Source organism: Geosporobacter ferrireducens, from assembly GCF_001750685.1.
Lineage (GTDB): Bacteria > Bacillota > Clostridia > Peptostreptococcales > Thermotaleaceae > Geosporobacter > Geosporobacter ferrireducens.
In genome coordinates, this window is the sequence record NZ_CP017269.1 from 4,775,223 (window position 1) to 4,797,351 (window position 22,129).

Below are 22,129 nucleotides of genomic sequence, written 5' to 3' on the forward strand. Positions count from 1 at the left end.
AGCAGGTTCGACCCTTACGGAGTAGCAGGGATATTTCAGAAGGATTAAAATAGGGATGGGTTAGATGATGCTAACCCATCCCTATCATTGTTCTAAAAGACTGGAGAGAGGAGAAAGAACAGTATGAAAGAAAAAAAATGGTTGAGAACAGTCCTTTCCTTCGCATCGGAGTGCAGGATGAAAATGATCCTTTCAGTAATATGTGCCATGATCAGTGTTGCAGGTGGAATCGTGCCCTATATAGGCGTGTATCAGGTGATCATTTTGTTTCTTGATGGAAAGCCGATGACAAACGGCATAGTATTCCGGGCTTCCATATTATTTTGGGCTTTCATATGCCTTGCCGGGTATATAACGAAGCTCGTCTTTTATGCCATATCCACGATGCTGGCCCATTTTTCCGCATACAGCATATTGGAAAATATGAGGAACAGGATGGCCGACAGACTCATGAAGGCTCCCCTTGGCACCGTGCTGGACCAGCCGGTAGGAAAGCTGAAAAGCGTGATTGTAGACCGGGTGGAAACCATTGAACTTCCACTGGCCCATCTGATCCCCGAGGGCATCTCAAACCTGCTTTTGCCCATAGGTGTATTTGCTTATCTCATGTTCATCGACTGGCGCATGGCCCTGGCGGCAGTGGTTACGGTACCGGTATCCGCAGTTATGATGGCGTTTGGAATGAGGACCTTCAACAAGAAATATGCAGAATATATGGAGTCCAGCAACTATGTAAACAGCGTGATTGTGGAGTACGTAGAGGGAATTGAAGTTATCAAGGCATTTAACCAGTCCACCACCTCTTATGAGAAATTTCAAAAAGCTATAGCGTCCTTTAAAGATTATACCCTACATTGGTTTAGAAGCACCTGGAAACTCATGAACTTCAACGGGGCGGTTTTACCGTCAACCTTGCTTGGCACGATGCCTATGGGCATGGTTCTGTATATAAACGGATCCTTAAGTGTGGCAGAGCTTACCATGTGTTTGATATTGTCCTTAGGGATCGTAGCACCGCTAACCAGCTTCACGGTATTTGTGAATGATGTTAAGGCTATAGAATATGCAGTAAAGGATGCAGACGATTTTCTAAATCTGAAAGAGCTTGAAAACCAATCAGAACAGATAACTTTGCATCGATTTGATATTGAATTTGATAATGTATCCTTTTCCTATGATGCTGATAAAGCTGATAGTCCTAATTACAAAGAAAACAGCGCATTGTGTGATGTTAATCTAAAGCTTTCCCAAGGGACCTTTGCAGCCCTGGTTGGCCCCTCGGGAAGCGGCAAATCCACGGTGGCAAGGCTGATTGCACGGTTTTGGGATGTAGGCAGGGGAAAAATCAAAATCGGCGGAGTCAATATTAAAAAGCTGCCCCTGGCACAGCTTGCCGATATGGTGAGCTTCGTAACCCAGGATAATTTCCTGTTTAACTGCTCATTGATGGAAAATATCCGGCTTGGCAATCCAAAGGCCTCTGATGAAGAAGTGATAAAAGCAGCAAAAGCAGCTTGTTGTGACGAATTCATCAGAAATCTTGACAACGGCTACAACACCACCGCCGGAGAAGCCGGAGGAAAATTATCGGGAGGAGAAAAGCAAAGGATTGCCATTGCAAGGGCGATTTTGAAAAACGCGCCTATTGTCATACTGGATGAAGCAACGGCTTTTACGGATCCGGAAAATGAAGATAAGCTTCAAAAATCCATTGCCTCCCTCACGAAAGGAAAGACTCTATTGGTGATTGCCCACAGGCTGTCAACCATCAAAAATGCGGACCGGATTATCGTGATGGAAAAAGGACGTATTGCAAAGACAGGTACCCATAAAGAGCTGCTTAAGGGGTGCAGTCTTTATAAAGATATGTGGGAGGCCCATATTGGAGCAAAACAATGGGCGGCCGGCAGCGAGAAAGGAGCGGTGAAGCAATATGCTTAGAACCATAAAGAGGATCATTCAGTGGTCGGGAGAGAGGAGAAAGCGGTTGTATATAGGCTTTGCATATTCTTTCTTCCACACCATGTTTGCTGCAATGCCCATTATGGGAGCTGCATATGGACTGAATCTTATCCTGGAGGATATGAAGGGAAATATCACCCTAACCATGGATTGGGTATTTTATATGTTAGGATTTATGGTTTTTACGGTGGCAGGCAGGTTCTTGTTTGCTTATCTTCGCGCCACTGCCCAGGAAAGCATTGGCTATGAAGTAACGGCGGAACAAAGAATTATGATGGGAGACATCCTAAAACGGGTGCCCTTAGGCTTTTTTAGCAAGAGGAATGCCGGAGAGATTGCCTCGGCAGTAACCACAGACCTGTCCTTTATTGAGATGTTTGGAATGAAGATGGTCGATGTGGTGGTAAACGGATATATCAGTGCATTTACCATGGTGCTTTGTCTGGCCTTTTATAATGGTCCGGTTGCCCTCATTGCAGCGGCAGGTATCCTATTCTCTGTCTTATCCCTGAAATTGCTGGGCAGCAAGAGCAAGGAAAATGCACCGGTACACCAGAAGGCGCAGGATAGCATGATCGCAGCTACTATTGAGTATATAAGGGGAATGCCTGTGGTGAAGGCCTTTAAGCAGGAGGGTGTTTCCATAGAGGGAATCCGCAGGGCATATAAAAAATGGTGCAACCCATGTTTTGAAAATCATCGATGCCACCATGGATAAATTAGAGGATATAGAAAAGGCAGAATTCATTGATAAAGACGGTAAGAATATGGAAATTTCCACTTATGATATCCAGTTTAAGGATGTTACCTTTGCCTATGAAAAAAGGAATGTATTGAGCAACGTCTCCTTTACGATTCCTGAGCATACGACCACCGCAATCGTTGGCCCTTCGGGGAGCGGCAAATCCACCATATGCAGTCTGATTGCAAGATTCTATGATGCAGATAAGGGCAGTGTATCCGTAGGAGGTGTCAATGTAAAAGCGTTGACCTGCGACAGCCTTCTGAAAAATATCAGCATGGTATTCCAAAAGGTGTATTTGTTCCATGATACGGTTCTTAATAATATCCGGTTCGGAAAGCCGGATGCCAGCTTTGAAGAGGTGGTAGAAGCAGCAAAGAAAGCCTGCTGCCATGATTTTATTATGGGTCTCCCCGATGGATACGAAACGGTGATCGGAGATGGCGGGTCCACCCTTTCCGGCGGTGAAAAACAGCGTATATCCATAGCAAGAGCCATGCTGAAAAATGCTCCCGTAGTCCTTTTGGATGAAGCCACTGCCAGCGTAGATCCGGAAAATGAGCATGCAATACAGCAGGCCATCAGCGCTTTGGTCCATGGAAAAACGATCATCATCGTTGCACACCGTCTCGCTACGATTCAGAATGCGGATCAGATCCTTGTAGTAGACCGGGGGCGTATTGTACAGCGAGGATATCATGAGGAATTAATAAAGCAGGATGGCCTTTATAAGAGATTTTTGAGTATCCGGGAAAATGCTGAAGGATGGAGCCTATGAGATGGTTGATAGGGTAAGTCAAGACGCCGGTATGTTTCCAATATTTATTTATGAGATTCCCTGTTGTTTTATCCAGGTGTATTACATAAGATTGTATTTGTATTAGTGAAATTTTATATAATTTTTAAAAATCTTTTAAAGAGTTTTTAAAATTATCCAGTACACTATAGATATGTGACTGAGCTTTCTTTCTATAAAAAATATTGATTGAATATATAACACTGAGTATAAGGAACATATTGAATGATTGATTGGAGGTGAAGAAAAATGAGTAATAAGCTTTGCCCATGGTGGATGGGATATATGCTGGCGAACCCCCTTAGGAAGATAACCCAAGATCCTGATAAAATATTGAATGCGTATGTATCGCAGAATATGAAGGTTCTGGATATTGGATGTGCAATGGGCTTTTTCAGTTTACCGATGGCTAGACTTGTAGGCGATCAAGGTAGGGTGATTTGTGTAGATTTACAGGATAGAATGATTGAGAACTTGGTAAAAAAGGCAAAGAAGTCAGGCGTGTATCATAGGATAGAAGCACGCACCTGTAGTCCTGATTCACTAGGGATAGATGACATGAAAGGAGCAGTGGATTTTGCACTGGCCTTTGCAGTTATTCACGAGGTAAAAGATAAGGAGCGGCTTTTCACGGAGATCATTGGCGTATTGAAGCCTGGAGGCAAACTGATGATTGCGGAGCCAAAGGGACATGTCACTGAAAAAGATTTCCGCGATACGGTGATGTTAGCACAAAGAACAGGCTTTAGTATTGCTAAATGGCCTAATATTGGAAGAAGTTATTCTGTACTTCTAATAAGACAGTAGACTAGGAGGTATAGAGAAGTTCATATACAATATCTCTGCTTCATGATATAAGGATGAAGAAAGAGGAAGAAAAATTAACAGCATTAAGATAATGATAATCATTTACAATTGAAAATATTTCTGGTACAATGAGTATATGTAAATGGCATAAATTGCCGCGGCAAAAATTTATGTTATGGAGATGATTTGCGTGGCTAGAATCAGAGGGCCCAGGTTTAAGAAATGCAGGAGATTAGGATTGAACGTGTGCGGACATCCTAATGCTATGAAACGGGAAGGAAGCGGGCAATCAAGAGCGGCAAGAAAGCTTTCTTCTTATGGCAGACAACTTTTAGAAAAGCAGAGGCTCAGAGCCTACTATGAAGTGATGGAAAGACAATTCAGAAGATATGTAAAGGCTGCTATCAATGATCATGAAATGACAGGTACTGCGCTGATTAACAGGCTTGAATGCAGGCTGGATAATCTGGTATACCGATTAAACTTTGCCAATTCAATCAGGCAGGCCCGGCAAATGGTAGTACACGGACATATTTTGGTAAATGGAAAGAAAATAGACATACCTTCCTATGCGGTTTCTGTAGGGGATGTACTTTCACTGAGAGAAAAATCCAGAAATAATGAAATGTTTAGAGATAACTTTCTTAGCAATTCAACAGCTTCATTGCCTTATCTAAGCAAGAATGAAGCCGAATTTTCAGGTAAGTTGGAAAGACTGCCGAATCGAGAAGAGATTCCAATACAAATAGACGACCACCTTGTTGTGGAGTTCTATTCAAAAGTTATATAATGGAGCATGCTGCAGCAGATGCTAATCTTTAAAAAAGGATTGCTGTCAAATAAATAAACTATACGAATAGTCTTTGTAAACACTTAGACTATTCGTTATTTTTAAGGAGATCAAAATGCAAGGGCAATATAAAAATAATTTCTATTTTTGGGAGAGAAAAATTAGAAATGCAGATGATGTTTTGTTTGGAAACTTAGATAAAAAGAGACTGACAAGAAAATCTGTGATTATCTATCTAGGGATATTGGATACCCCAAAAGGTCTTCTGCGCTCGGGATGGAGCAGCCATGGAGATGTAAATACAGCACTGGGGTTCTTGCAGCATGTGTTTTTACCGACCGTCTTCTATACATGGATCGATCGGGAAAGCGATGGATTTTATATTCCGCTCTCGCCCTTTCATATACTTAAAGATGAAGTCTTAAAATCTATGGAAAAAGAAGAGATCAAGAATATTGAGAGTGATGCTATAAAAATGGAGATAGCCTATCAAGATTTAAATAGCATGTGGAAATATAATGAGACTGAAAAAATGCTGAAATTGAAAGCCTTTTGCAATGGGTTCAATTCTGCCTGGGATCAGGAACCTGAGAAAAAATTATTTGTTAAAGTGTTTGAAAAAAGTGAGGAAATTGTTGCGTTTATTTTGGAAAATACTGTAGACGAATTGGAAGAAGTTATTGAAGAAGAAATTGAGATGTCTATTGAACAGCTGAGGTTTATATGTAAAAATGCCTATGATGAGTCTTTTATCAATAAAAACATTATTGAGCTGTTAAATACCAGAATTCCAATATGGTTTTAATAAAATTCTCAACAATGCAGCAAACTTGTAAGTTTTGTTATAAAATCAGCTTGTTGACACTCTGGAAAAGGGTAATCATTGAAGAATGATGGCAAAGTCCTCAGTCTATTAAGGCCGAGGATTTTTTTACGAGAGAAAAAAAGGAGAATTACATAAATATCTTTGTCCTCCTACTCATCTTTGTGGTGACGGAAAACTCATAAAACATGAACAGAAGAAGGAAATTTTCTGAAATTATTGAATCTATATAGAGGCGATATTTTTAGATGATGAATCACAGGTTAAATCAAAAAGTTAAAATGAGAGGGAGTACAGCAGGATACATATTCCTTAAAATAACATGCTGCTAACCTTATTAAAATGAAGCGTTTAAAGAATGGGAAAACGTTTTTAAATATTCGTGTAGAGCAGCCAAATGTAAAGGAAACGGAAGCAGAAGAGAGGAGTAAAGATGCTTAGGATGAGAGATAAATTTAAAAAAAGATTTGGCAAAAAATTTTTCCGTATTTTCTTAATGATAACAGCACTTGCAATAATTCCAATGGTAATGGCAAATTACTTTATATATTATAGATACACACAAATTAATGATAAACAAAATGCAGAAGTGATTGAGAATATGATTAATCAGTCAGACTATATTAATAATTTAATTTTGCAGGATACAAAGGAAATTATGAAACAACTTTCAACAAATAAGCTGGTTGTGGAATGGATAATCAATCCTGATACAAAAAATGAAAACCATATCTTTGATATTATTAATGAACTCAAGGCAATTGCGGAATCAAGGGGGCATATTACTTCTATTTACATTTATAATACACATATAAATAAGGTCATTACGTCGGTAGGGGGAGTTTACAATTTAGAGGATTTTTATGATAAAAGCTGGCTGGATAAGAGTCAGGGTATCTTATTAGGAACAAGGATTCTAGAAACACGCTTTGTCAGGGACGGTTACAATAATCAAGCAAATAGTATTACGCTTATGAACAATTTACTATATGGATCTTGGAGTAATCTAGGAAGATTAATCGTCAATATAGATGCGAATAAATTATATGAAAAGGTAAGCAAATTACATAATGATAAAACCGGCAGACTTTATGTAATAGATAATAAAGGAACAATTATTTTAGGAAATAGAAATGATTTATATAAACCTATTGGAAATGAGACAATTATAGAAACCATACTAAAAGGAGGGAAAGGAACGCTGACAGAAAGCTACAAAGGAGGAAATCAAAAATATATTTATAAAAAATCCATATATAACAACTGGCATTATGTATGGGTAATTCCACTTAAAAGTTTTATGCAAAGTAATTTTGTATTGGGAGATAACATTATTATTGTCACATTGCTAGGCATAAGTATAAGTTTTATAATAGCTATTTTTATAACTAACCATATCTATAAGCCGATCAAAGAGCTTATAAATATGGTTTTACAAAGGACTAGCGGTGATAGGGATAGACAATATGAAAAAGATGATTATAAACTTCTTAATGAAATTTACGACGCCCTAATGGAAGAAAATAGCTACATCACAGATACATTGGAAAGGCAAAAACCGCTTATCAAAGAAAGTCTTTTTTTAAGTCTTTTAAATGGAAAAATTAATACTGAAAAAGAGATTAAAGAGAATTTGCAATTAATTGGACTTGACTTTTATAAGGAGGCATATGGAGTTATTATATTATCTGTTTTGGAAAAAAAAGATGACTTTGATAAACTACAGGAGCATGATAAAAATATCATAAAAGATAAATTTATAAAATGTAATGAAAAGATACTCTATAATTTAGGATATCAAAATGTGTGTATTGAGGTTGCTGAAGATACCTATACCCTTATCATTAGTATCGAACATCTGGTAGCAGAAACGAAGTTTAATGAGAATATTATTAATATTTGCGAGTATATCATAAAATATGGGTTAACCGAATTTGAGTTTAAAATAGCAATAGGCGTTGGAAATATCTATAAAAATATTATTGATGTTAAAGAGTCGTATAAAGATGCTAAAAAGTCTCTAAAGCGTAAGGTTTACGAAAAAGATAGAGAACATAAGGTGGAAAATAAAGAATCATTATATTTGTTTGAGCTTTCCATTATTGACAAAATTATTGAAGAAGTAAACAACAATGAACAAAATAAGGTTAATACATTACTGCAAGTACTAGAGGCAAATTTTAATAAAGATGAATATGAGGATGAAGAAGTAGCTCCTATGTTTATAAAGCTCTTTACAGAACTGGAACAGACCGCCATCGAGAGTGAAATGGATCCAGCACAAGTGGTTGAGGGAGGATTTGAATCTGTTGATGTAAATAGGTTGTTAAAAAAGGAAGGTAAACGGTATTTGGTTCAGCTTGTTACCAAGATATGTAATAATATTATAGTATATAATTTAAGTGGGGTAGCTGAAAAACAACAAAAACGGATGGAGCAGATGTTAAAATACATTGAAGAGAATTTTCACAAAGACATTTCATTAAATGACTTAGCTGATTATATGGATTTATCTTTTGCTTATGTAAGCAGAATTTTTAAAGAATATACTAAAGTAGGCTACGTAGACTATATTAATAAACTAAGGATAGATAAAGCAAGAGAATTGTTAGATAATACAGAACTGACTGTGAAAGAAATTGGTTTTAGAGTTGGCTATAATAATATGCAAAGCTTCTTTAGAACATTTAAGAAATTTAATAATTTAACGCCTACACAGTATAGAGATAAAAATGCATAGAGGAATGATAAATTATGGAAGAAAAGAAATATAAGATACTGATTCATTTAGTGGGATTATGTGTAATTGTAATCACAAGTTTTGCAATCATAAATTTTGAAAGCAATAAAAATAGCAAATTTGAGCCTGGCAGTACAAAATATGTTACTGATAGGCAGGAAATAACGGTAAATCAACCTCTGGTCTTGAAAATAGCTGTTTCAGCATCTAGAGTAGATGACATCTATATGCGATTAACAAATAAGTTCATACCTCAAGTAGAGAAAAAAAGTAAGTGGACTATAAGAGTAGAAGTATTTGAGAGTGAAAAATTAGGAGGAGATTTAACCTGTATACAGGGAATCGAAAAAGGTACAATAGAAATGGGATTGTTAAAAACAAGCACCGACGATGCAGATGTAACACATGTTATTTTGGGGGATACAACACTTCTTATTAATGAAGGGTTTTGGGATAGTATACAAGAAGAATATAAAAAAATTATAATGGATGAAATTAGTAAGGTGATATATTAATTTCATTAGCAGCAATAAAAAGGTGAAAAAGTGATGAAATAACTTATACATATAAAACCGGTTATTTCATCACTTTTTTTATGTAAATTAATAAAAAATTAAAATAAATTTAAGTTAAAAATTGTTAATTTACTGCAATTTGAGTTTTGTGTATAGTGTTGTAAACGGAATCAAGATTTGCAGTACTGCACGCCAACATTTCTTGTGTTTCTTGCAAAGCATTAATATCCTTCAAACGGCTTTTTAAAAGGATAACAGCTCTTGAAAATTTAGAAATTGTTTGATTATTATTAAAGGAGGGGATGTTTAGCAGTGATTGAATGGAAAAATGAGAGAGACCTTTTTGAATTAATGAAGCGTGAACTGTATACACCGGTAGTAGGAGATATATTAGATCGGAAGGGGCTATATCACAGGTTTTTGCCTCAACCGATTCAGCCCATACAGGAAAATATGGTAGTTGTTGGGAGGGCAATGCCTGCCTTAATGGTGGATGTGTATGGTGAACAAGAGAAACCTTTTGGGTTATTGACAGAAGCATTAGATCAACTTCAGCCAGGAGAAATTTATGTAGCGTCTGGTGGAACAATGCGCTGTGCTTACTGGGGAGAAATTTTAACTGCTACTGCAAAAAAGAGAGGAGCGACAGGTGCAGTTATTAATGGGTTTCATAGGGATACACCCATGGTTTTAGAACAAGGCTGGCCGGTTTTTTCAATAGGAAGATACGCGCAGGATTCCTCTGTAAGGACGCAGGTTATAAATTATAGATGCCCCATTGAAATAGGAAATGTATGGATATATCCTGGAGATATCGTTTTCGGTGATTTAGATGGGGTACTTGTGATTCCAAAGGAATTGGAAGAAGAGGTCATTACATTGGCGTTAGAAAAGGTGAGAGGCGAAAAGCTGGTAAGAAAAGAAATTGAAAATGGCATGTCCAGCACTGAGGCATTTAAAAAATACGGAATCTTGTAGGAGGCACATATGAGAATCGTTAAATTTGAAACCTGGTGGGTAAAAAGAGAGCAATGTTTTTTTGATGAAAAACGGCAAGGTAGGAGTAAAATGCCGTGGGATATTGTTGTTATAAAGATTACTACAGATAATGGAATAGAGGGAATCGCTACAGCTTTAGCTGCCAGGTCAGGAGTAGTAACCGAGGGATATTTACAAGACAATATTGCACCTATCTTGATAGGAAGAGATCCTTATGAGCGGGAAGCCATTTGGCAGGAACTTTGGAATATCGATAGGCATCTATGCTTTTTTCCTGTATACCTGACAGGGCCTGTAGATGTGGCATTGTGGGATATCGCCGCAAAAGCGGCAGGATTGCCATTGTATAAGTATCTGGGAGCCTACAGGAACCAGCTGCCTGTGTATGCGAGTGGTCTTTTTCATGACACTATAGAAGAATATGTAAAGGAAGCACTATATTATAAATCTAAAGGAATTAGAGCGTATAAAGCGCATCCGCCTGGACCAATGAGAAGGGATATGGAGGTGCACCAAGCATTACGGGATGCAGTAGGGGATGATTATATTTTGCTGAGTGATCCAGTGGCAGAGTACAGTTTAGATGAGGCAATAAAAATAGCAAGACAGCTTGAGAGGCTAGATTATCTATGGCTGGAAGAGCCCTTTAGAGATTTCGAATTATATAAATACAAAGAGTTGTGCAGGGCAGTGGATATTCCTATCGCAGCTACTGAAACCACAAGAGGCTGCCATTGGGGTGTAGCTCAGTCTATTGCCCAAAATGCTGCAGATATTGTAAGAGCCGATGTATCATGGAAAAATGGCATTACCGGAACATTGAAAATTGCCCACCTTGCCGAAGCGTTTGGATTAAGATGCGAGATACATACTACCACCATGAATTATATGGATCTAGTGAATTTGCATGTCTCATGTGCCATCAGAAATTGCGAGTATTTTGAATACTTTGTTCCAGAATCTAATTTTCAACTTCCTATGAAGGGGAAGCTGCCCATTGATGAACAGGGAATGATTACGGTTCCTGAAAAACCGGGGGTTGGTGGAGAACTAGATTGGGAACTGATCGAAAGACAATGTGCATCATATAGGAAATTGGAAGGATAGGTTTCGCTTTTCAATCGGATATTCAAAAGAGAAGAAAATGATGTATTTAAATAATAAATAAAGAGGAGGCATTTCTGTGAAAACAAAAAAATGGAGACAAAAGATAATGCGGGGAATGGCGGTCACTTTGATGAGTATAATGCTTATGAATATTGTTGGATGCTCTTCCAAGGCGCCGGCGGATACGCAAACTGATGATCAAGGTACAAAGGCAAGCAATCAGAAAGTGGTATGGAAATTAGGACATACACTATCGCCGGAGCACCCTTTTGCTATAGGTGCTGATGAATTAGCAAAAAGAATCAGCGAAAAAACAAATGGTAACTTTGAAATCCAGGTTTTCCCTGCAGGTCAGCTAGGAAATGAAAAAGATCTAGGGGATGCAGTTGTTAATGGCCTTGTCCATTTAGCTTTTGTTGGACCCGGAGAATTGGGTAAACGTTATTCACCTGTTTCCGTTTTTGACGCACCTTTCTTATTTGATGGTTATGAACATGGGAAGAGAGTAATTAATGGTAAGGTTGGAGAAGAAGTATGGGATGAACTATCCAAAGAAACAGGGATTAGAGTACTTGGAGCAAGCTATTATGGAACACGGCACGTTACTTCCAACTTTCCAGTTAATACGCCAAGTGATTTAACCGGTAAAAAATTGAGAACTCCTGACATGCCTCTCTATGTAGAAACCTTTAAAGCGCTAGGTGCGCGTCCTACGCCTATGGCACTTTCAGAAGTTTACTTGGGCCTTCAGCAGGGGGTTGTGGATGGACAAGAAAATCCGGTAAGTACAATCTATAGTCAGAAATTCTACGAAGTGCAGCAATACATCAATCTGACAGGTCATATTGTATGCTTTACACCGCTTATTACTTCAGAGAAGATGTTAAGTTCATTACCAGAAGAATATCAAACGGTTTTAATTGATACGGTAAAAGAAATTTTACCAATGATAGATGAAATCACACTTAAATATGAAGAGGAGAAATTATTGGAAATGGAATCCAGCGGCGTAAAAATAATAAAGTCAGACATACAAAGTTTTAGAGAAAAAGCTAAGCAAGCTATAGAAGTTTTGGAGAAAGATTGGACTCCAGGACTCTATGAAAAAATGCAACTGGCTAAGTAGGACAATATAATGAAAATTAGAATTTTACAAAAATATGAAGTATTTTATTATAGACAATAAGACAGCAGTAGAAGTTTTTAAAAAGTGCATTGATTCTATAATGTAACTTTTTAAGCAGTTTATATTTATCTTTGTATTTAATTCTGGTCATGGTTGTTGAAAATGGGAGCACATCGCTTTCCACCGGAGCCATGACCTTCAATCTATAGAATAAAGTGAGGAGATGGGTTGTGACAAAAATATTAAATAGGATAGAAGATTTTGTTATCATAAGTGGTTTAGCATTGATTGCCATTATTTTATTATTACAAGTTTTCATGCGCTATATATTTAATTATCCTTTTATATGGAGTGAAGAATTAGCAAGATATACCTTTGTGTGGGTTTCTTTCATTGGAATGGGATATGGCATACGTCAAAATTGTCATATTCGCATGGAAATTGTTCAAAACAAGCTGCCTAAAAAAATGAAAGACATATTGAATATATTCATGAACATAATAGCCTGCGGAGCTTTTATGTATTTGATACCTTCAGGAATTGAATTAACGATTCAACAGCAAGCAGTAGTATCATCAGCTATGGCTATTCCTATGGGATATGTATTTATAGCTGTTCCGGTAGGTTTCTCTATAGGATGTTTGAGAATGATATTGATGATTATCAATGATATTAGAAGTTTTCGCAAAATGAGGGGAGTAGAGGCATAATGCTTGAATTATTAGGTTCATTTGCACTGATGTTAGTTGCTGGTATGCCAGTTTCCTTTTGTTTGGTTATAAGTTCACTGTTTTACCTTACCATAAATGACATATCTCCAATTATTGCAATACAGAGAGTTGCAATGAGCATAGGAGATTCATTTACTCTATTATCGGTACCATTGTTTGTATTAGCTGGCTGTATTATGAACAGCGGAGGCATTACTGAAAGAATATTTGGCTTTGCAAATAAATTAGTAGGACATATTACCGGGGGACTAGGGCACGCGAATATATTAGCAAGTATCATATTCTCAGGAATGTCCGGTACAGCTATTGCCGATACAGGAGGACTAGGGGCGATAGAACTTAAAGCGATGAAGGATGCCGGATATGACGAAGATTTCAGTTTGGCTGTAACAGGGGCTTCCTCTATTATAGGGCCCATTATTCCACCAAGTGTACCTGCTGTATTATTTGGAGTTATTGCAGGAGTATCTGTAGGTAAATTATTTATAGCAGGAATCGTACCAGGCCTTTTTATGGGTCTCATGATGTCAGCGTTTGTGTATATTCAAAGTAAAAGAAAGGGTTATAAAAAGACTGAAAGAGCTAGGGTAAAAGAGATATTACAGGCATTTAGAAAATCCTTCTTTGCGATTCTTACACCAGCAATTATTATTGGGGGTATGTTAGGAGGAATGTTTACGCCAACAGAAGCTGCAGTTATAGCTGTAGCCTATGCGTTGGTCCTTAGCTTTGTTTACAAGGAAATAAAATTAAAAGACATTCCAAGACTTTTAAAAGAAACGGGAAATAATACGGTATCAGTTATGCTTATCGTTGCAGGGGCTTCTATTTTTGGATGGATTTTGACGATTGAGCAAGTACCTCAGAAAATTACATATTTATTTATTAATAATATTGATAACCAAGTGGTAGCACTGTTATTTATCAATTTATTACTGTTAATGGTAGGAATGTTTATGGAAACCATATCTGCAATTACCATATTAACACCTGTTTTATTGCCTGTTGTTATAACATTCGGAATAGATCCCATACACTTTGGAATTATTATGATCCTTAACTTAATGATAGGATTGCTTACTCCACCTGTAGGGATGGTGCTTTATGTGCTTTCAGCCGTATCCAATGTACCCTTTGAAAAGATTGTAAAGGCTATATGGCCCTACATTATCGTTTTATCTATCGTATTAATGATTATTACCTTTGTACCGGAAATTGTGCTTATGCTGCCGGGCCTGTTAGGAATGTAGCTTACAAATAAAAGTAAATTATTAAATGAAAAAGGAAAGTGGTGTTCGATATGACAAGAATCAAAGATGTAAAAATCTATAAGGCAACTTCTCAGATATCAAGGGCGATCGCAGATGCAACACATAATATTTCTGAAATTTCTTTTTATATAGTAGAGCTCATAACCAATAAAGACATCAAAGGGCAAGGATATTTACTATCTTTTCACTATTCTCCTAAGGCGATAGAAGGTGCCCTAAAAGACTTGAAGGCTTTTATGTTAGAAAGACAATATCATATTTACGAAACGGTAAAGATGAAACAAAACTACGAGATTGAAACAGAATACTTTGGAAACATCGGACTCCAAAGATGGGCAGCAGCAACTTTTAACGTTGCAATGTGGGATGCTTGGGGACATGAACTGAATCAACCTATATGGAAGATTATTGGGGGGAGCAATACTAAAATACCTGTATACGGAAGTGGCGGATGGTTGTCTTACACAGATGAAGAATTACTAAATGAAGTATTAGATTATAAACAGCGTGGGTTTAAAGCAGTGAAGATAAAAGTAGGATCAAAAGATATCGAAAGAGATATACAACGTATTTCGAAAGTAAGAGAAGCAGTAGGAACAAATGTTAAGATCATGATGGATGCTAATCAAGGAATGGATATACCTTCTGCCATTAAACTTTCTAGGTGGGCAACGGATATGGGTATTCATTGGTTTGAAGAGCCTATTGCTCATGATGATTTTGCGGGTTACGAAATTATCCGAAACAAAACAAGTGTTGCACTTGCCATGGGAGAAAGAGAATATGACTGTACAGCCTTAAAAGAGCTTATTCGAAGAAATGCCATAGACTTATGGCAGCCAGACATCATACGAATAGGTGGTGTTGAAGAATGGAGAAATTCTGCTGCACTAGCCATTCTTAACAATATTCCGGTTCTTCCACACTATTATAAGGATTATGATGTGCCATTGCTTGCAACGATTTCTAATGCCTATGGAGCAGAATCCTTTGACTGGATCGATGAAATCATTGATAATCGCATGATTATCGAAAACGGCTATGCATATCTGAGAGGAGGAAATGGTTGGGGTTTTAAATTTAAAGAAGAGTTTTTAAATGAGGTGAAGTAATGAGAAATACTACAGCAAATACATTAGAAAGATTATTTTCACTGGAAAGAAGGGTAGGTATTGTTACAGGAGCCTCAAGCGGCATTGGAGAAGGTATAGCACAAGTTTTGGCAAATGCCGGAGCTAAAGTTTATGATTTGAGCCGAAGAGGGAAAGGTGATATAGAGCACACTAATATAGTAAGAATACCCGTAGATATTACAGATAATGAAAGGGTTAAAAAGATCGTAGATGAGATAGGCGAAAAAGAAGGCCTGGATTTTTTAATTAATAATGCAGGGATCACAAAACGGTGGCGCGCAGGAGATGTAAGCAAAGAATATTGGGATAAAATACATAACCTGAATTTGGATGCTGTTTTCCATATGAGCCAATTTTCGTATCCTTATTTAAAAAAATCTTCATATATCGGACGCATTGTTAATATTTCGTCAATGGCAGCACATTTAGGTTTTGAAGAAGTTGTACCCTATTGTTCGACGAAAGCAGGTGTACTAGGCATTACACGTGGATTGGCAGTGGAGTGGGTAAATGACAACATTTTAGTGAACTCAGTAGCTCCCGGCTGGATTCCTTCGCAAATGAGTATCGGCGTTATGGATGATAACAGAAAAGAAAAAATTCTTAGTAGAATGGCGCTTCATAAATTTGGAGAGCCGGAAGACATTGGAACCATGGTGCTATACCTCGTAAGCAACGCAGGAAAGTACATTACTGGACAAGATTTTGCAGTAGATGGAGGGGCGTTATGTTATGGATACTAATAGGATGAAAGCTCTGGTTTTAGAAAAACCTTTCCGGTTGGTTTGTAAAGAAGTACCAACGCCTGTAATGGAAAAAAATGATGTATTACTGGAAATTGAAACAATAAGTATTTGTGGCTCGGATATTCATGCTTATTTAGGAAAACAGGCGCTGTATACCTATCCTAAAATACCTGGCCATGAAATATGTGCCAAAGTAGCGGCTGATAAAACGAACACCTTTTCAAAAGGGGATAAAGTTATTGTAATGCCATATTTATCATGTCGTGAATGTGCAGCCTGCAGACACGGCAAAGGCAATTGCTGCGAAAATCTTCGCGTATATGGAGTACACATAGAAGGCGGATTGGCTGAATATTTATCTGTGCCAAAAGACTATATTCTTAAAGTACCTGAAAAAATAGATGCAGAGACAGCTGCTTTGATTGAGCCTTTTGCCATTAGTGCACATGCTGTAAAAAGAGCACAAATCGGCTATGGGGATAAGATTCTAGTAGCAGGAGCAGGACCTATAGGTTTAGGTGTTGCTGAAATAGCAAAAACATACGGTGCAGAGGTGGTAATAGCGGATACAAGTGAAGATAGACTATGTTTTGTAAGGGAAAACTTTGAATATGAACATACTCTAAATCCAATGAGTGAAGATTACCGCGAGCAGATAAAAGATTTAACAAAAGGACAGTATTTTAGACGGATTATTGATACATCAGGAAATAATCATTCTATGGAAAATAATATTCATATGTTGGCTTTTGGTGGTAGAATGGTTTATGTAGGGATTTACAAAGGGAGTCTGCAGATAGATGATGTGGCTTTCCACAAAAGAGAAACTGAACTTTTAGGCAGTAGAGCAGCTACTTATGAAGACTTTCAATATGTATTAAAATGTATTGAAGATAAAAAAATTAAACCTGAAAAGTTTATAACACATAGAGCAAATTTTAGCGAAGCAGAACAAGCTTTTAAAGAATGGATTGAACAAGGAACAAAGGTATTTAAAGCAATGATATATATGAAATAATCGCTGTAAAAGGAGGCAGACTAAAGTGCATCCTTGTGATAAACGACTTTTGCTGCAGATTACGCATTTCATAAATTGTGCTTGATTTTTCTAATCCATCCAATTATAATCATGTTAAGTGAATATTTCCAATAAGTGCCTCTACTTTTGAGGATAATAGGGAATCGGGTGTAATTCCTGAACGGTCCCGCCACTGTAAGCGAGGAGCGACTTATCATTTAACCACTGTTTTCTGTTCTTGGAGGAATAAGAAGATGGGAAGGAGATAAGGAGCATTGATCCGCGAGTCAGGAAACCTGCTTGTTGGTACAGATTGTTGACTCTCTAGGAAAGAGTAATCATTTGAGAATGATGGCAAAGTTCTCAGTCTATTAAGGCTGAGGACTTTTTTATTTGTCTTTAAATGGTGTAATCTCTACTCTATTAAATTGCAAAGGAGTGGTGGTGTGTTTCAGATAGGGATAGATATGGGAGGTACATTTACCGATTTTATTGTTACCCATGAAGGAGATGTTAGAACAGTCAAAATTCCATCGGATAAGAAACGGCCCATTGTTACGGTGATCAATGGGTTAAAGCAGATTGCAGACAGTTATGATTTAACTTTAGAGGAGTTTTTGCCCCAAATAAACCGTTTTGTTCATGGCAATACAGTAGCCATTAATGCCCTTATTCAAAGGGAAGGAGTAAAAACAGCACTTATTGCTACCGATGGATTTCGTGATGCTTTAGAAATAAGGCGTTCTAAATTAGACAACCAATGGGATTTTTTTGCCCCAATTCCCCCTGTGCTGGTTCCTCGCTACCTGCGCTATAACTTAAAGGAAAGAGTTGATTATAGCGGCAAGATCATTCAGGAACTGGATCAAAACAATCTGGAAGAAATAGTAGCTGCGCTGCATACTGAAAAGGTAGAATCCGTGGCTGTTTGCTTGCTATTCTCCTTTTTAAATGATGCCCATGAAAAATTTGTAAAAGCTTTCATAGAAAAGAGTTTGCCTCACGTATTTGTGTCTCTTTCCAGTGAAGTAGCACCAAAGCTTGGAGAATATGAGAGAGCCTCGACGACTGTACTCAATGCATATCTTACGCCTCTTGTATCAGATTATTTGAGTGAGCTAAAATTAATTCTTCAAGCGAAAGGACTATTCTGCAATATCCAGCTAGTACAAAATAGCGGTGGTTTAACAGATAGTTCTGTAGCGAAACAGTTTGGTGTTAAGGGTCTTTTATCAGGGCCGGCAGCAGGGAGCAGCGGTGCCCAAGCTTTAGCGAGAGAATTAAGTGAGCCTAATTTAGTTTTAGTAGATATGGGGGGGACGAGCTTTGATGTAAGTTTAATTAAAGACCATAGGATCAAAGTGATCCCTGAGGCAGAGGTGTCTGGTTATCCAGTCAACCTGCCACTTATAGATATCAACTCAGTAGGGATTGGCGGCGGCAGTATTGCTTCTGTAGATGCCAGCGGAAGACTGGGCGTTGGACCTGATTCAGCTGAAGCATTTCCTGGGCCAGCTTGCTATGATAGGGGTGGGAAAGAACCAACCATTACCGATGCTGCTCTGATACTAGGATTTATTAAGCCAAATCGTTTCGGTGGCGGAAGTATGGAATTGAAGAGAGAAATTGCTTTTCAGGCAATTAAGGAGAAAGTAGCCGTTCCGCTTAATATTCGTGTTGAAGAAGCAGCTCTTGCCATTTATCAGATTGCTGAGGCCAAAATGGCAGATGCAGTACATTTAATGACTGTACAAAAAGGATATGATCCTAGAGAATTTGTACTCGGGGCAGCTGGAGGTGCATCCCCTCTTTTCGCTGCTAAAATAGCCCAAGACCTAGGGGTGAAGAAAGTAGTCATTCCTGCCTATGGTGAAGTATTCTGTGCACAGGGAATGCTGCAATCTCGCCTTAAATTAGACATGGTACAAAGCTATTTATGCAGTCTAACGAATGTGGATATTTATGAAATCAATGAAGTTTTAAAGCAACTAACCTATCATGCACAAGAACAACTGATCAAACAGGGAGTAACTTCAGAAAACATCGACTATAGATTTTCCTTTGAAATGAGATATACCGATCAACATCATCAGTTATCCGTTTCTTTTACAGGTGGGGAACTTGATAGAAAAAGTATTGACTATCTAATATGTAAGTTCCATCTGCTTCATGAAAAACATTATGGATATGCTGAGCCAAGCCAAGAATGTTCTCTCATTAATATACGTCTGGAAGCTTGGGAAAAGGAATTGTCTTCCTTTTTTTGGGTGAATAGTAGTGCAGCAATTAAACTGGCATCTACGCCAATAGAGCACCGGAAAATCTGCTGGAATCGTAATTTAACCTTTAAGGAAGTTCCTGTGTATCAGTCTTTAAACATAAAATCAGGATCTGAGATTATAGGCCCGGCACTCATTGAAAAAGCGTATACTACAATCTTTGTTACTCCTAACTTCAAGGCCCATATCGACAGCAACTTGAATATTATCCTGACGAAAAAGGAGGTGAATTCGAATTGAATGTAGACCAGATTATTCTTCAATCTGTGATTGCCCATCGCTTAGACACAATTGCTCAAGAGATGGGTGCTGCACTTGAGCGGTCATCACGCTCTCCTATTTTTGCAGAAGCCTGTGATTTTGCCTGTGGTGTCTGCGACCATAAAGGAGAACTCGTTTCGCAGTTGAATGGCATTCCCATTCTAGCTGCTGCTGGCTCTTTTAGCGTTCAGGCTGTGCTAGAGAAGTATACAGGCAATATTCAGGAGGGTGACGTATTCATTGTCAATGATCCTTACAGAGGTGGAAATCATCTGCCTGACATTGGTATCATAACGCCTGTTTTTCATCAAGGTGAATTAGTATTTTTTACAGTAAGTCGTGCTCATCACGGAGATATCGGAGGTTCTGTGGCAGGCAGCTATAACACAAGAGCTACTGAAATATTTCAGGAGGGGATTAGAATTCCGCCTATTAAGTTAGCGGTCAAGAACAGCATCATCGATGAAGTGCTTGATCTGATAACCTATAACACCAGAAATCCACAGATGCTAAAAAGTGATCTCTATGCTCAAATAGGAGCCAATAAAATTGGTCAGGACAGATTAAGGACACTGCTGGATAAATATGGATTAAAAAAAGTAAAGGAATCGATAATACAACTGCTTCAGCAGGCAGAAGATTTAACCAAGGCAGAAATCTCTAAATTTCCTGCAGGTAGTTATACCGGTGAGGAATGGCTGGATGATGACGGTTTTCAAGAAACGCCCGTAAAAATAAAAGCTGAAGTTACCTATGAAGTTAACCAAGTGACTATTGATTTTACAGGGAGTGATAAACAAGTAACCGGATTTGTCAACAGCTCCCTTGTGACGACTAAAAGTGCAGCTTACATAGCACTATTGTGGACGTTGTCGCCAGAGATTCCTAGGAACAGCGGAGCATTTAGGCCGATTAAAATTATTGCGCCACCAGGAACAGTAGTAAACCCAGCTGAATCTGCACCGGTGACTTTGTCTACGCTCCATTGTGCCAGTGAAATCATTTCTGCTATTTTTAAAGCCTGCGCTAAAGCAGTACCTGAAAAGATACCAGCAGGATTTGGCCGTTATTGCGGGCCTTCCTTTTATGGTATAGATCCGAGAAATCAAAAATTTTATGTAGGCTTTGCTTTTTGCTGCTTAGGTTCAGGGGGAGGGAAAAAAGAGCAAGATGGATTTCCTTATATGGCACCTATCTCAAACTATGGTGGCGTTCGTGCTCCGAATAATGAAGCGAATGAGGTTCAATATCCCCTGCTCACATTAAACCATCACTTAGAGGTGGATACAGCGGGAGCAGGTGAGTACAGGGGAGCCCCCGGGATAAAATACCAGGTTCAATTTTATGGTCCTGATCCGAGCATTGTTATGTTTGGTGATGGGATGAAAATAGCACCTTATGGCTTAGGGGGAGGTAAGGAAGGCAGCCTGAACAGAAATCAATTGTTTACAAAAGAAAGTGGGAATGAATGGCTTAAAAGCAAGACAGCACCTCGTAGTTTGCAGCCAGGCGATATCTTAACCCTCTTCTCTTCAGGTGGCGGTGGCTGGGGAAATCCTTTTAAAAGAAACCCACAACTGGTTTACGAAGACTATAAGAATGGATATATAAGCCGAGAGAGTGCTTTAAAGGAATATGGTGTGGTACTAACCACTAAAGGGATTGATTGGAATGAAACAAAAAAATATAGGGGGATTGATTATGAGTCAAGATACAATGTGTAAAGATGTAGAGCTGGAAATGAGTAAAAAAATTACCCGGTTTGATACAAAAGCATTGGTGGGTGCGGTTCTCTTAGGTGTTGTTTTTGTTCTGGTACAGCAAATAGCGCACCGCATTGATGCAGTGATTAACCCTGCTTCTGTAATTGTTGGTGGTGTTACCTGGGCCACGTTTACAGGTTTGGTTGTGCTGCTTTTTAGGCAGCCTGCCGGAATCATTACAGCTGAAATTCAAGCTTTTATTGCTTTAGCTACAGGCCTTTCACCTTTAGCTCCCTTCTTTATACCGGCGAATGGTTTGGGTTCTTTAGCCTACTCCCTGGTTTCTTGGAAATTGTCAATGGATAAGTGGTCACACCACCTATTGGCTCAAATTGTGACAAATGTGCTTGGCAACATCTGTGTTTCAATCGGACTGTATGTGATTCTGAAACTACCTATACCCGTAATCATAGTGGCTTCTGGCATTACTACCCTGGCAGGTGTTGTTGGCGGAACGATCCTTACGAAAGTAATCTACGACAATATTGTAAAATCTGGTGTATTAAGATAAGGAGTGTTA

At 38.3% G+C, this 22,129-nt stretch carries 19 protein-coding genes and 1 riboswitch; all 19 genes read left to right on the top strand.

Going from position 1 to position 22,129, the window contains the following annotated elements; translation table 11 throughout:
* Nucleotides 1-123 precede the first annotated feature (123 nt).
* The 19 genes from Gferi_RS22280 (at nt 124) to Gferi_RS22365 (ending at nt 22,120) form a co-directional block, all read left to right on the top strand.
* A complete protein-coding gene (locus tag Gferi_RS22280) occupies nt 124-1,941 on the top strand; it encodes an ABC transporter ATP-binding protein (protein ID WP_069980336.1) in 1,818 nt (605 codons plus the stop codon).
* Entirely contained in the window at nt 1,934-2,680 is a 747-nt protein-coding gene (locus Gferi_RS29610) for an ABC transporter transmembrane domain-containing protein (protein ID WP_330389474.1), read from the top strand. Before Gferi_RS22280 ends, Gferi_RS29610 begins: the two co-directional genes overlap by 8 nt.
* Nucleotides 2,652-3,482 (top strand): ABC transporter ATP-binding protein, encoded by an 831-nt coding sequence (locus Gferi_RS29615; protein WP_330389475.1) that lies wholly within the window; start codon nt 2,652-2,654, stop codon nt 3,480-3,482. Before Gferi_RS29610 ends, Gferi_RS29615 begins: the two co-directional genes overlap by 29 nt.
* A 267-nt stretch (nt 3,483-3,749) precedes the next feature.
* Entirely contained in the window at nt 3,750-4,307 is a 558-nt protein-coding gene (locus tag Gferi_RS22290; protein WP_069980337.1) for a class I SAM-dependent methyltransferase, read from the top strand.
* A gap of 190 nt (nt 4,308-4,497) precedes the next feature.
* Nucleotides 4,498-5,097, top strand: a complete 600-nt coding sequence (rpsD, locus tag Gferi_RS22295) for a 30S ribosomal protein S4 (protein ID WP_069980338.1) — start codon at nt 4,498-4,500, stop codon at nt 5,095-5,097.
* Between the two features lie 115 nt (nt 5,098-5,212).
* Nucleotides 5,213-5,902 carry a hypothetical protein gene (locus tag Gferi_RS22300; RefSeq protein WP_069980339.1) on the top strand — a complete coding sequence of 230 codons (690 nt, stop codon included), beginning with the start codon at nt 5,213-5,215 and terminating at the stop codon, nt 5,900-5,902.
* 460 nt (nt 5,903-6,362) lie between these two features.
* The gene (locus tag Gferi_RS22305) at nt 6,363-8,660 is read left to right on the top strand and encodes a helix-turn-helix domain-containing protein (protein WP_069980340.1); all 2,298 of its coding nucleotides are present in this window, start codon (nt 6,363-6,365) and stop codon (nt 8,658-8,660) included.
* Between the two features lie 14 nt (nt 8,661-8,674).
* Complete coding sequence (locus tag Gferi_RS22310) at nt 8,675-9,175, top strand: type 2 periplasmic-binding domain-containing protein (protein WP_069980341.1); 501 nt, start codon at nt 8,675-8,677, stop codon at nt 9,173-9,175.
* A 312-nt stretch (nt 9,176-9,487) separates the two neighbouring features.
* Nucleotides 9,488-10,153: an RraA family protein gene (locus Gferi_RS22315; protein ID WP_069980342.1), complete on the top strand. Its 666-nt coding sequence runs from the start codon at nt 9,488-9,490 to the stop codon at nt 10,151-10,153.
* 9 nt (nt 10,154-10,162) lie between these two features.
* Nucleotides 10,163-11,281, top strand: coding sequence for an enolase C-terminal domain-like protein (locus tag Gferi_RS22320; protein ID WP_069980343.1), 1,119 nt, complete (start codon nt 10,163-10,165; stop codon nt 11,279-11,281).
* Between the two features lie 76 nt (nt 11,282-11,357).
* A complete protein-coding gene (locus tag Gferi_RS22325; protein ID WP_069980344.1) occupies nt 11,358-12,407 on the top strand; it encodes a sialic acid TRAP transporter substrate-binding protein SiaP in 1,050 nt (349 codons plus the stop codon).
* A gap of 230 nt (nt 12,408-12,637) precedes the next feature.
* Complete coding sequence (locus Gferi_RS22330) at nt 12,638-13,117, top strand: TRAP transporter small permease (protein WP_069980345.1); 480 nt, start codon at nt 12,638-12,640, stop codon at nt 13,115-13,117.
* A complete protein-coding gene (locus Gferi_RS22335) occupies nt 13,117-14,388 on the top strand; it encodes a TRAP transporter large permease (RefSeq protein ID WP_069980346.1) in 1,272 nt (423 codons plus the stop codon). Before Gferi_RS22330 ends, Gferi_RS22335 begins: the two co-directional genes overlap by 1 nt.
* A 50-nt stretch (nt 14,389-14,438) precedes the next feature.
* A complete protein-coding gene (locus Gferi_RS22340) occupies nt 14,439-15,521 on the top strand; it encodes a mandelate racemase/muconate lactonizing enzyme family protein (protein WP_069980347.1) in 1,083 nt (360 codons plus the stop codon).
* Nucleotides 15,521-16,285, top strand: a complete 765-nt coding sequence (locus Gferi_RS22345) for an SDR family NAD(P)-dependent oxidoreductase (protein ID WP_069980348.1) — start codon at nt 15,521-15,523, stop codon at nt 16,283-16,285. Before Gferi_RS22340 ends, Gferi_RS22345 begins: the two co-directional genes overlap by 1 nt.
* Nucleotides 16,275-17,306, top strand: a complete 1,032-nt coding sequence (locus Gferi_RS22350; RefSeq protein WP_169833025.1) for a zinc-binding alcohol dehydrogenase family protein — start codon at nt 16,275-16,277, stop codon at nt 17,304-17,306. Before Gferi_RS22345 ends, Gferi_RS22350 begins: the two co-directional genes overlap by 11 nt.
* 116 nt (nt 17,307-17,422) lie before the next feature.
* Nucleotides 17,423-17,624, top strand: a riboswitch (cobalamin riboswitch).
* Between the two features lie 128 nt (nt 17,625-17,752).
* Nucleotides 17,753-19,825 (top strand): hydantoinase/oxoprolinase family protein, encoded by a 2,073-nt coding sequence (locus Gferi_RS22355; RefSeq protein ID WP_069980349.1) that lies wholly within the window; start codon nt 17,753-17,755, stop codon nt 19,823-19,825.
* Complete coding sequence (locus tag Gferi_RS22360; RefSeq protein ID WP_069980350.1) at nt 19,822-21,570, top strand: hydantoinase B/oxoprolinase family protein; 1,749 nt, start codon at nt 19,822-19,824, stop codon at nt 21,568-21,570. Before Gferi_RS22355 ends, Gferi_RS22360 begins: the two co-directional genes overlap by 4 nt.
* A complete protein-coding gene (locus Gferi_RS22365; protein ID WP_083273718.1) occupies nt 21,548-22,120 on the top strand; it encodes a hypothetical protein in 573 nt (190 codons plus the stop codon). Before Gferi_RS22360 ends, Gferi_RS22365 begins: the two co-directional genes overlap by 23 nt.
* Nucleotides 22,121-22,129: the final 9 nt, after the last annotated feature.

Coding starts and splice junctions, on each gene's coding strand:
- Gferi_RS22280 (WP_069980336.1), top strand. CDS start 124: ATGAAAGAAAAAAAATGGTTGAGAACAGTCCTTTCCTTCGCATCGGAG.
- Gferi_RS29610 (WP_330389474.1), top strand. CDS start 1,934: ATGCTTAGAACCATAAAGAGGATCATTCAGTGGTCGGGAGAGAGGAGA.
- Gferi_RS22290 (WP_069980337.1), top strand. CDS start 3,750: ATGAGTAATAAGCTTTGCCCATGGTGGATGGGATATATGCTGGCGAAC.
- Gferi_RS22300 (WP_069980339.1), top strand. CDS start 5,213: ATGCAAGGGCAATATAAAAATAATTTCTATTTTTGGGAGAGAAAAATT.
- Gferi_RS22305 (WP_069980340.1), top strand. CDS start 6,363: ATGAGAGATAAATTTAAAAAAAGATTTGGCAAAAAATTTTTCCGTATT.
- Gferi_RS22310 (WP_069980341.1), top strand. CDS start 8,675: ATGGAAGAAAAGAAATATAAGATACTGATTCATTTAGTGGGATTATGT.
- Gferi_RS22320 (WP_069980343.1), top strand. CDS start 10,163: ATGAGAATCGTTAAATTTGAAACCTGGTGGGTAAAAAGAGAGCAATGT.
- Gferi_RS22335 (WP_069980346.1), top strand. CDS start 13,117: ATGCTTGAATTATTAGGTTCATTTGCACTGATGTTAGTTGCTGGTATG.
- Gferi_RS22340 (WP_069980347.1), top strand. CDS start 14,439: ATGACAAGAATCAAAGATGTAAAAATCTATAAGGCAACTTCTCAGATA.
- Gferi_RS22345 (WP_069980348.1), top strand. CDS start 15,521: ATGAGAAATACTACAGCAAATACATTAGAAAGATTATTTTCACTGGAA.
- Gferi_RS22350 (WP_169833025.1), top strand. CDS start 16,275: ATGGATACTAATAGGATGAAAGCTCTGGTTTTAGAAAAACCTTTCCGG.
- Gferi_RS22365 (WP_083273718.1), top strand. CDS start 21,548: ATGAGTCAAGATACAATGTGTAAAGATGTAGAGCTGGAAATGAGTAAA.